This window comes from Melaminivora alkalimesophila (genome assembly GCF_000282995.1).
Taxonomy (GTDB): domain Bacteria; phylum Pseudomonadota; class Gammaproteobacteria; order Burkholderiales; family Burkholderiaceae_C; genus Melaminivora; species Melaminivora alkalimesophila.
In genome coordinates this window covers 1-8,881 of sequence record NZ_ALEE01000524.1, presented here as the reverse complement: position 1 = coordinate 8,881, position 8,881 = coordinate 1, and the positions used below count along the sequence as shown (strand labels likewise).

The window sequence follows — 8,881 nt, the reverse complement described above, 5'->3', positions numbered from 1 at the left end:
GGGGGAGCCGTAGCGGCGGCGGGACCTGGGCGCGGCAGGCCAGCAGGCAGGGGCGGCGGATAATCCGCGCTTTTTGCTGCCGGCCGCGCGAGCGCAGGCAGCCCCAACCAAAGGACGCGCGTGGATACCGTTTTGCTGCTCAAGGCCGCCATCATGGGCGTGGTCGAGGGCTTGACCGAATTCCTGCCCATCTCCTCCACCGGGCACCTGATCCTGGCCGGGGCATTGCTGGGTTTCGACGACGCCAAGGCCAAGGTCTTCGACATCGCCATCCAGACCGGTGCCATCTTTGCCGTGATCCTGGTGTACTGGCAGCGCATCCGCAGCACGCTCGAGCAGCTGCCGACCGAGCGGCAGGCGCAGCGCTTCGCGCTCAACGTGCTGATCGGCTTCCTGCCTGCCGTGGTGCTGGGGCTGCTGCTGGGCAAGGCCATCAAGGAGCACCTGTTCACGCCGGTGGTGGTCGCCAGCGCCTTCATCCTGGGCGGCTTCGTGATCCTCTGGGCCGAGCGGCGCCAGCAGGCGGCGGTGCGCATCCAGTCGGTGGACGACATGGGTCCGTGGGATGCGCTGAAGGTCGGGCTGGTGCAGTGCATGGCGATGGTGCCGGGCACCAGCAGGAGCGGCGCGACCATCATCGGCGGCATGCTGCTCGGCCTGTCGCGCAAGGCGGCGACCGACTACTCCTTCTTCCTCGCCATCCCGACGCTGATCGGCGCCGGGGTGTACAGCCTGTACAAGGAGCGGGCGCTGCTGTCGGCGGCGGACGTCCCGCTGTTTGCTGTCGGCCTGCTGTTTTCCTTCATCAGCGCCTGGCTGTGCGTGCGCTGGCTGCTGCGCTACATCAGCCACCACAGCTTCGTGCCGTTTGCCTGGTACCGGATCGGCTTTGGGCTGGTGGTGCTTGCCACCTCGTGGTCGGGGCTCGTGACCTGGGCGGAATGAGGGCGCGGGCGGCGCTCAGGCTTTCCCCGCGCCCGCCTTCTTCGCCGCGGCGGTGGCTGCGACGGTCTCCAGGTTGCGCAGCGCGGCCTCGATGGCCGCGGCGGTGGTCAGGGGCTGCTCCATCGGGAACAGGTGGCTGCCGTCGAGCATCATGATGCGCCCCTGCGTGACGCGCTCGGTCAGCGCCATCCCGACCTGGCGCATCTCGGCCGAGCTGCGCCCGCCGATGAAGGCCGCCGGGCAGCGCAGCGGATGGCGGCGCAGCTGGCTGTCGAGGTTGTGGGGCAGGGTGTTGTAGATCTGCGTCTCGACCGCGCGATCGAAGGCGAGCACGCGCTTGCCGCCCTCGTCCACCAGGCCGTGCTCGATGTAGTCGCGCAGCACTTGCGGGTCCCAGCGGGCGAAGATCTTCTTGCGCTGGAAGTGGGCCAGGGCTTCCTCGTTGCTCGCCCAGCTGTTGCGGCGCGCGCGGCTCACCCGCCCGGGCGAGAGTGCGTCCATGACCTGCGCCCGCTTGGCCACGCCGACGGCGCCCGCGCGCCAGCCGCCCACCAGTGGCGAGTCGATCAGCAGCACGCCGCGTGCCAGTTCGGGATGGCGCGAGGCGGCCATCACGCTCAGGAAGCCGCCCAGGGAGTGCCCGACGAGGAAGGCCGGCTCGCCGCTGCGCTGCTGTTCCTCGGCCGCGAAATCGGCGAGCTGCTGCACGAGGTGGGGCCAGTTGTTGCTCACCGGATAGCGCGGGTCGTGGCCGTATCGTTCGACCGCACTGACGGAAAAGCCGCGCTCGCGCAGGTGGGCGAACAGCACCCGGTAGGTGCCGGCAGGAAAGCTGTTGGCGTGAGAAAAGACAATGCGTGCCATGGTGGTAGCGTGGGAGGTGGCCGGGGACTTGCCGCAGCGGCAGGGGGGCAAGTGTAGGGCGTTGCGCGCAGCCAACCGAGCGACGGTCGACGCCGTTCGGAGGGGACGGTTTTGGGACAATGGGCGCAATGACCGAATTGCACGCCGACTACGCTCCCGCGGCGCCGCCCGCGGCGCTGCCCAGGGCGCCGCTGCGGCTGAGTTGCGTGGTGCCGGCCCACAACGAGGAGGCGAACCTGGAGGCCTTCGTGCGTGCCCTGGCCGACGCGGTGGCGGCCCTGACGCCCGAGTTCGAGATCATCGTCGTCAACGACGGCAGCCGGGACGGCACGCACGAGGCGGCCTTGCGGTTGCTGGACGGGTTGCCGCTGCGCTACCTGGCACTGTCGCGCAACTTCGGCAAGGAGTCGGCGCTCTCGGCCGGCATCGACCACGCGCGCGGCAACGCGGTGCTGCTGATCGACGCCGACTTCCAGCACCCGCTGTCCATGCTGCCGCAGATGCACCAGCTCTGGCAGCTGGGCTACGACATGGTCTACGGGGTGATTGCCGACCGCAAGGGCGAGAGCGGCGCCAAGCGCATGGGCACCAGCCTGTTCTACCGCCTGCTCAACAGTGGCAACCGCGTCAAGGTGCCGCCCCACGCGGGCGATTTCCGCTGGATGGACCGGCGCGTGGCCGAGGCGCTCAGCGCGCTGCCCGAGCACCATCGCTTCATGAAGGGGCTGTACGCCTGGGTGGGTTTTCGCACCGCGGCGCTGCCCTTCGTGCCGCAGACCCGGGCCGGGGGCGCGTCGAGCTTCAACCTGCGGCGCCTCGGCTCGCTGGCGCTGCTGGGGCTGACCTCCTTCACTACCATGCCGCTGCGCGTGTGGAGCGTGATCGGCAGCGTGGTGGCGCTGGGGGGCGCTGGGCTACGGCACATGGATCACCGTGGAGACGCTGCTGTTCGGCGCCGACCTGGAAGGCTGGCCGACGCTGGCCGCCGGCATCATGCTGTTTTCCGGCGTGCAGCTGATGTCGATCGGCGTGCTGGGGGAATACATTGGCCGCATCTACGATGAGGTCAAGCGCCGCCCCAGCTACCTGGTGGCGCGCGACGAGGACCGCAGCCCCTTGCGCGAACCGCGGCAGCCATGAGCGCAGCCCGCTGTCTTCGGCCCCTGCAGCAGTGGCCCCAGGGCGTGCTGTTCGTGCTGGTGGGCGGGGCGGCGGCGGCCACCCACCTGCTGGCGATGGCCTTCTGGGTGGCGCTCGTGGGGATGGCGCCGCTGGTGGCGAACGGGTTGGCGTTCCTGCTGGCTTTCTGGGTCAGCTACTGGGGCCATGCGCGGCTGACCTTCGCGCCCACGGGCGCCCGGGGCGCGCGCACCGTGCTGCGCTACTTCCTGGTGGCGGGCCTGTCCTTCGCTGCCAACGAGCTGCTCTATGCGCTGGCGCTGCGCTGGCTGCCCTGGCATTACCTGGCGAGTCTGTTGCTGGTGCTGCTGCTGGTGGCCGTGGGCACCTTCGCGCTCAGCAAGCTCTGGGCTTTCCGGCCGGTGGAGGGCCGATGACGGCGGGCGACGTGGCGGATGAGGGTGTGCGCAGCATCGTGCTGTGTGCCGATGACTATGCGCTGCATCCGGCGGTGGACGAGGCAGTGTGCCGACTGGCCGCGCAGGGGCGGCTGTCGGCCACGAGCTGCATGGCGACCTCGCCGCGCTGGCGCGAGGCGGCAGCGGCGCTGCAAGGGCTGCGACCGGGGCTGGCCGCCGGGTTGCACCTGAACCTCACGGAAGCGCACGGCGGAGCCGTGGAGGCGCGCACGCTCGGGCAGGTGTTGCGCCAGGCCTACCTGCGCGGCCTGCCGCGCGCGCAGCTGCAGGCCGCGCTGCGCGCCCAGCTGGACGCCTTCGAGCAGGCCCTGGGCACGCCGCCCGACTTCCTGGATGGCCACCAGCATGTGCACCAGCTGCCCGGGGTGCGCGAGCTGGTCGAGGCCGAGCTGCAGCGGCGCTATGCGCTCCACGAACGTCCGTGGCTGCGCTCCACGGTTCCGGCGGGCGGCCTGTGGCGCACGCCCAAAGCGGCGGCGCTGGCCCTGCTGGGCGGCTGGAGCGCCACCCGGCGCTGGCGCGCGGCGGGTCTGCAGGCCAATCGCGGTTTCGCGGGTGTGTATGGTTTCGACGCGCCGGATGTGGCGGCCTATCGGGCGCACATGCGGCGCTGGCTCGCGCACCTCGCGCCCGGGGGGGTGCTGATGTGCCATCCAGCGGTGGCGCTCCTGTCGCAGGATGCCATCGGCCACCAGCGGCCAGTGGAGTTCGCCTACCTGGCGTCCGAGGCCTTTGCCCAGGACCTGGAGGAGGCCGGGCGCGCCATCCACCGCGGCCCGCGGCTGCCGGTGCATCCGGGCCGGGACGGCCGCTGAAGGGCGGCGGGAACCTGCCCGGGCCTGCCGCTCAGAATGGGGAAGGGCTGCCGCTGTCCCTCTCGTCCGACGACGCGTCCGGTGTCCCGGACGTGGCGGCATCGGGGCCGGACGCGGGCTCCTGTTCGGCGATCGCCTGGCGCACCGCCGCCTTGTCGCCGGCGCTGGCGAACTTGCTGTACTTGCCCAGGATCGGCACCAGCTGGCCATAGATGCGTGGGTTGGCCGCCAGGCACTCGCGTTGCTCCATGAAATCGGCCTCGCCCGTGAAGTTGCCGACCAGGCCGCCGGCCTCGGTCACCAGCAGGCTGCCCGCGGCCACGTCCCAGATGGACAGACCCGCCTCGAAGAAGCCGTCCGTGAAGCCGGCCGCTACGTAGGCCAGGTCGAGCGCCGCGGCGCCGGCGCGACGCAGCCCGGCCGTGCGCGGCATCACGTCGGCCATCATCCGCAGGTAGCTCTTGAAGTCATCGCCCGGGCGGAAGGGAAAGCCGGTGGACAGCAGGCTCTCGGCCAGTCGCGTGCGCTTGGACACGCGGATGCGACGGTCGTTCAGGAAGGCGCCGCGCCCGCGCGTGGCGGTGAACAGGTCGTTGCGCGTCGGGTCGTACACGACGGCATGCTCCACGCGCCCCTTCACGGCCAGCGCGATGCTCACGCCATAGACGGGAAAGCCGTGGATGAAGTTGGTCGTGCCGTCGAGCGGGTCGATGATCCAGACGAAGTCGGCATTCTTTGCGCCTCGCTCGCTGCCCGACTCCTCGGCCAGGATGCCGTGGCTGGGGTAGGCCGTGAGCAGCGTGTCGATGATGGCCTGCTCGGCCGCCTGGTCCACCTCGGTCACGAAGTCGTTGATCTGCTTTTGTGACACCCGCACCGCCTCCACGTCCAGCGCCGCGCGGTTGATGAGGGCGCCGGCGGCGCGGGCGGCCTTGATGGCCACGTTGAGCATGGGGTGCAGGCAGGAGGACATGGGCTGGCGGTGACGAAGGAGCGGGCGGGCGGCGCGCAGGCCGAAGAAGGCGCGGCCCGGCGATGCGGGCGCAAAGGGACGATTTTAGCGGCAGGCGCCAGCGCCCGTCGGTGCGCGGCGACAATGCGGCCCACCATGAAGACCCGTTTCGTCCTGATCCACACCAGCCACGCCGGCAACGTCGGCGCTGCGGCGCGCGCCATGAAGACCATGGGCTTCGACGACCTGGTGCTGGTGGCGCCGCGCTGGCCCAACGTGCTGCGCCGCGAGGAAACCATCCAGCGCGCCAGCGGGGCGCTGGATGTGTTGCAGCAGGCGCGCATCGTCGCCACGCTCGACGAGGCGCTGGACGGCATCAGCCACCTGTGCGCCACCGCCATGACGCCGCGCGACTTCGGCCCGCCCACGCGCGCCCCACGGGCGCATTTCGAGGGGCTGTTGGGGCGGGGGTTCGGGGAGGCAGGCGGCGCCGGCAGGCCGGCCACAGGGGAGACCGGCATCGCCTTCCTGTTCGGCAGCGAGCGCTTCGGCATGGCCAACGAGGACGTGTACCGTTGCCATGTGGCGCTGTCCATCCCGACCCATCCACAGTTCGGTTCGCTCAACCTGGCAGCGGCCGTGCAGCTCATCGCCTACGAGTGGCGCCAGGCGCTGGGTGGTTTCGACGTGCCAGCCCGCCTGCCCCAGGCGGAGTGCGCCGACGCGGCCCAGCTCGCCGGCATGCTCGCTCACTGGCAGGAAGCCCTCACCGCCGTCGGTTTCCTCGATCCGGCCGCGCCCAAGAAGCTCATGCCGCGGCTCAACCAGCTCTTCAACCGTGCGCGGCCCACGGTGGAGGAAATCCACATCCTGCGCGGTGTCGCCAAGGCCATGATCCAGGCCGCGCGGCCAAAAAGCTAGACTCATCGGCTTCCCTGCCTGCAACGTTTTCATGCTCTCTCGCCTGCGCTCCGACATCCAGTGCATCCTCGACCGCGACCCGGCCGCGCGCAGTCGCTGGGAGGTGGTCACCTGTTATCCGGGTCTGCACGCGATCTGGCTGCACCGGCCGGCGCACTGGTGCTGGACGCGCGGCCTGCGCTGGCTGGGGCGCTTCATCTCGCACGTCTCGCGCTGGCTCACGGGCATCGAGATCCATCCGGGCGCGCAGATCGGCAACGGCGTCTTCATCGACCACGGCATGGGGGTGGTGATCGGCGAGACGGCAGTGGTGGGCGATGGCTGCACCATCTACCACGGCGTGACGCTGGGCGGCACCTCGCTGTACAAGGGCGCCAAGCGCCACCCGACGCTCGGGCGCGACGTGGTGGTGGCGGCGGGCGCCAAGGTGCTGGGCGGCTTCGAGGTGGGCGACGGGGCGAAGATCGGCAGCAACGCGGTGGTCATCAAGCCGGTGCCGGCCGGCGCCACGGCGGTGGGCATTCCCGCGCGCATCATCCCGAGCAAGGAAGGCCAGAGCGCCGACGTGACCGAGGCGTCCGCGGGCGAGGGGCCGGTAGCGCCGAAGTTCAGCGCCTACGGCGTCGCGCCGCAGCAGGAAGACCCGCTCACGCAGGCGATGCGCGGCCTGGTGGAGTCGGCCAGCGTGCAGGACCAGCAGATCGCCCAGCTGTGGCGCGCGATCGAGAAACTCTCGGCCGGTCAGAGCGCGGCCGACTGCCTGCCCTGCGAGGACGAGCGCCGGCAGAAATTCGAGCCCGGGCGCTTTCGGGACATCATCGGCAAGTGAGCGCGGCGCGTCAGCCGGCGCGCACGTGCCGCACCGCTGCCTTGGGCCGGAAGGCCTTGCACACGCTGTCGCGTGTCTCCAGATAGGGCCCACCGATCAGGTCGATGCAGTAGGGCACGGCGGCGAAGATGCCTGGCACCAGCGAGGCGCCGTCCTCGCCCTTGAGCCCCTCCAGCGTCTCGGCGATCGACTTGGGCTGGCCCGGCAGGTTGATGATCAGGCACTTGCCGCGGACCACGGCGGTCTGGCGCGACAGAATGGCGGTGGGTACGAAACGCAGCGAGATCTGGCGCATCTGCTCGCCGAAGCCGGGCAGCTCGCGGTCGGCCACGGCAAGCGTCGCCTCGGGCGTGATGTCGCGCGGGGCGGGGCCGGTGCCGCCGGTGGTCAGCACCAGCGCGCAGCCCAGCCCGTCCACCAGCTCGGTGAGGGCCCGCACGACCTGCTCGGGCTCGTCGGGCACCAGGCGCTCGTGGAAGGCGATCGGGTTGTGCAGCGCACGCCCGAGCCAGTCTTTCAGGGCGGGCAGGCCCTTGTCCTCGTAGGCGCCACGGGAGGCGCGGTCGCTGACCGAGACGATGCCGATGGTGACCGGCTCGGGCGGCGGGAGTGCGGTGGAGGTTTCGGTGGGGGGCATGGAAGGGGAAGCGTGGATTTCTTGTCGGGCCGGGTGCCGGGCCGCGGTGCGGGACGGCCTCAGGCGTCGCGCGAGCGTTGCTCCTCGGCGCCATAGACGGCCGCGTCGGCCATCTGCGTGCGGATCAGCTGGTAGAGCTCGCGCCAGGCGCGTCCGCGCCGCGGTGCGTGGCCCTCGGCCACGGCGCTGCCGTCCTGGGCGTCCTTGCGGGCCTGGCGGATGAGGGCGCGCAGCTGCTGCACATCGGTGCGCGGGAACTGCAGCAGCCAGTCCTGCAGGCGCTCGTCCTGCGCCACCAGCTGCTCGCGCCAGTGCTCGGCCTGGTGCAGCAGCAGCTTCTCGTGCGCGCTGCCGCTGCGCTGTTCCTCCAGCGCGCTGCGGACCGCCTCGAGCGTGTCCTCCTCGAGGGTGCGCATGAGCTTGCCAACGTACTGCATCTGGCGGCGCCGGCCCTCGAAGTCGCTGATGCGGCGGGCCTCGGCGAGGGCCTCCTGCAGCTGGTCGGGCAGGGCAAGGCGCGCGAACAGGTCGGCGCGCAGCGTCAGCAACTCGGCGCCGAGCGCCTGCAGCGCCTCGCTCTCGCGCTTGAGTTCGGTCTTGGTGGCACCGGCGGTGCCCTTGAGATCGGCCTTCAGTTCCAGGTCCAGCGCGCTGCCTTCGGCGACGAACTGGCCCTGCACGTAGTAGCCCTTCCTGGATTTGCGTGACATGGTGCGGCGGCAGTGGTCGTGCGGGAGGCCGCGCAGGCGCGGCGAGGGTCTTGTCCGCCGGCGCTCGGGCGGCGCCGGGGCGGCAAGTATCATAGCCGGCGCCATGACAAAACCACGCCCGGGTCGCCGCGCCGCGACCGCCATCCCCTCCGCCCCGGCCACGGCCGAACCCCCGGACCGCCCCCAGGCGGGCTTCAGCTACTCCCGCGCTTTCTTCGAGGAGATCGTGGACCACGCGCTGGCGCACGCGCGCCGATTGGGGGCGACCGATGCCGGCGCCGAGGCCTCGGAAGGCTGCGGCCTGTCGGTGAGCGTGCGCAAGGGCGAGCTGGAGACGGTGGAGCGCAACCGCGACAAGTCGCTGGGCATCACGGTCTACGTGGGCCACCGGCGCGGCAACGCCAGCACCTCGGATTTCTCCGAGGCGGCGGTGGAGCGCACCGTGCAGGCGGCCTACGACATCGCCCGCTTCACCGCCGAGGACCCGGCCGCCGGGCTGCCCGACGAGGCGGACATCGCCCCGCCCGACACGCACCGCGACCTGCAGCTGTTCCATCCCTGGACCGTGACCAGCGAGGAGGCGGCGCGGCTGGCGCTGGCGTGCGAGGCG

Annotated in this window: 10 protein-coding genes and 1 pseudogene; 7 read left to right on the top strand and 4 right to left on the bottom strand. The window is 71.2% G+C overall.

Annotation, left to right across the window (positions count from 1 at the left end; genetic code table 11):
* Window positions 1–120 precede the first annotated feature (120 nt).
* Window positions 121–945 (top strand): undecaprenyl-diphosphate phosphatase, encoded by an 825-nt coding sequence (locus A612_RS10245; protein ID WP_040436580.1) that lies wholly within the window; start codon window positions 121–123, stop codon window positions 943–945.
* 15 nt (window positions 946–960) lie between these two features.
* On the opposite strand, the gene A612_RS10240 is transcribed toward A612_RS10245, so the two are convergent.
* Window positions 961–1,809 carry an alpha/beta fold hydrolase gene (locus A612_RS10240; RefSeq protein WP_019374399.1) on the bottom strand — a complete coding sequence of 283 codons (849 nt, stop codon included), beginning with the start codon at window positions 1,807–1,809 and terminating at the stop codon, window positions 961–963.
* Window positions 1,810–1,937: 128 nt separating this feature from the next.
* On the opposite strand from A612_RS10240, the pseudogene A612_RS10235 reads away from it, so the two are divergent.
* From A612_RS10235 to A612_RS10225, 3 genes and pseudogenes are all read left to right on the top strand, one after another.
* Window positions 1,938–2,949, top strand: a pseudogene (locus A612_RS10235) (glycosyltransferase family 2 protein).
* Window positions 2,946–3,365 (top strand): GtrA family protein, encoded by a 420-nt coding sequence (locus A612_RS10230; RefSeq protein WP_040436578.1) that lies wholly within the window; start codon window positions 2,946–2,948, stop codon window positions 3,363–3,365. Before A612_RS10235 ends, A612_RS10230 begins: the two are co-directional and overlap by 4 nt.
* Window positions 3,362–4,222 (top strand): ChbG/HpnK family deacetylase, encoded by an 861-nt coding sequence (locus tag A612_RS10225; protein ID WP_019374397.1) that lies wholly within the window; start codon window positions 3,362–3,364, stop codon window positions 4,220–4,222. Before A612_RS10230 ends, A612_RS10225 begins: the two co-directional genes overlap by 4 nt.
* 31 nt (window positions 4,223–4,253) lie before the next feature.
* Here the strand turns inward: A612_RS10225 and A612_RS10220 are convergent, their stop codons facing one another.
* On the bottom strand, window positions 4,254–5,195 hold the full coding sequence (locus A612_RS10220; RefSeq protein WP_019374396.1) for an inositol monophosphatase family protein: 942 nt from the start codon (window positions 5,193–5,195) through the stop codon (window positions 4,254–4,256).
* Window positions 5,196–5,330: 135 nt separating this feature from the next.
* On the opposite strand from A612_RS10220, the gene A612_RS10215 reads away from it, so the two are divergent.
* Together A612_RS10215 and cysE are read left to right on the top strand one after the other, a co-directional pair.
* The gene (locus A612_RS10215; protein ID WP_019374395.1) at window positions 5,331–6,095 is read left to right on the top strand and encodes an RNA methyltransferase; all 765 of its coding nucleotides are present in this window, start codon (window positions 5,331–5,333) and stop codon (window positions 6,093–6,095) included.
* Window positions 6,096–6,126: 31 nt separating this feature from the next.
* A complete protein-coding gene (cysE, locus tag A612_RS10210) occupies window positions 6,127–6,924 on the top strand; it encodes a serine O-acetyltransferase (RefSeq protein ID WP_019374394.1) in 798 nt (265 codons plus the stop codon).
* 10 nt (window positions 6,925–6,934) lie between these two features.
* Here the strand turns inward: cysE and mog are convergent, their stop codons facing one another.
* Both mog and yjgA read right to left on the bottom strand, forming a co-directional pair.
* Window positions 6,935–7,561: a molybdopterin adenylyltransferase gene (gene mog / locus A612_RS10205; RefSeq protein WP_019374393.1), complete on the bottom strand. Its 627-nt coding sequence runs from the start codon at window positions 7,559–7,561 to the stop codon at window positions 6,935–6,937.
* Window positions 7,562–7,620: 59 nt separating this feature from the next.
* A complete protein-coding gene (yjgA, locus tag A612_RS10200) occupies window positions 7,621–8,271 on the bottom strand; it encodes a ribosome biogenesis factor YjgA (RefSeq protein WP_040436577.1) in 651 nt (216 codons plus the stop codon).
* A 103-nt stretch (window positions 8,272–8,374) separates the two neighbouring features.
* Here yjgA and A612_RS10195 point away from each other — a divergent pair.
* A partial coding sequence (locus A612_RS10195) for a PmbA/TldA family metallopeptidase (RefSeq protein WP_019374391.1) occupies window positions 8,375–8,881 on the top strand: 507 nt, incomplete at its 3' end.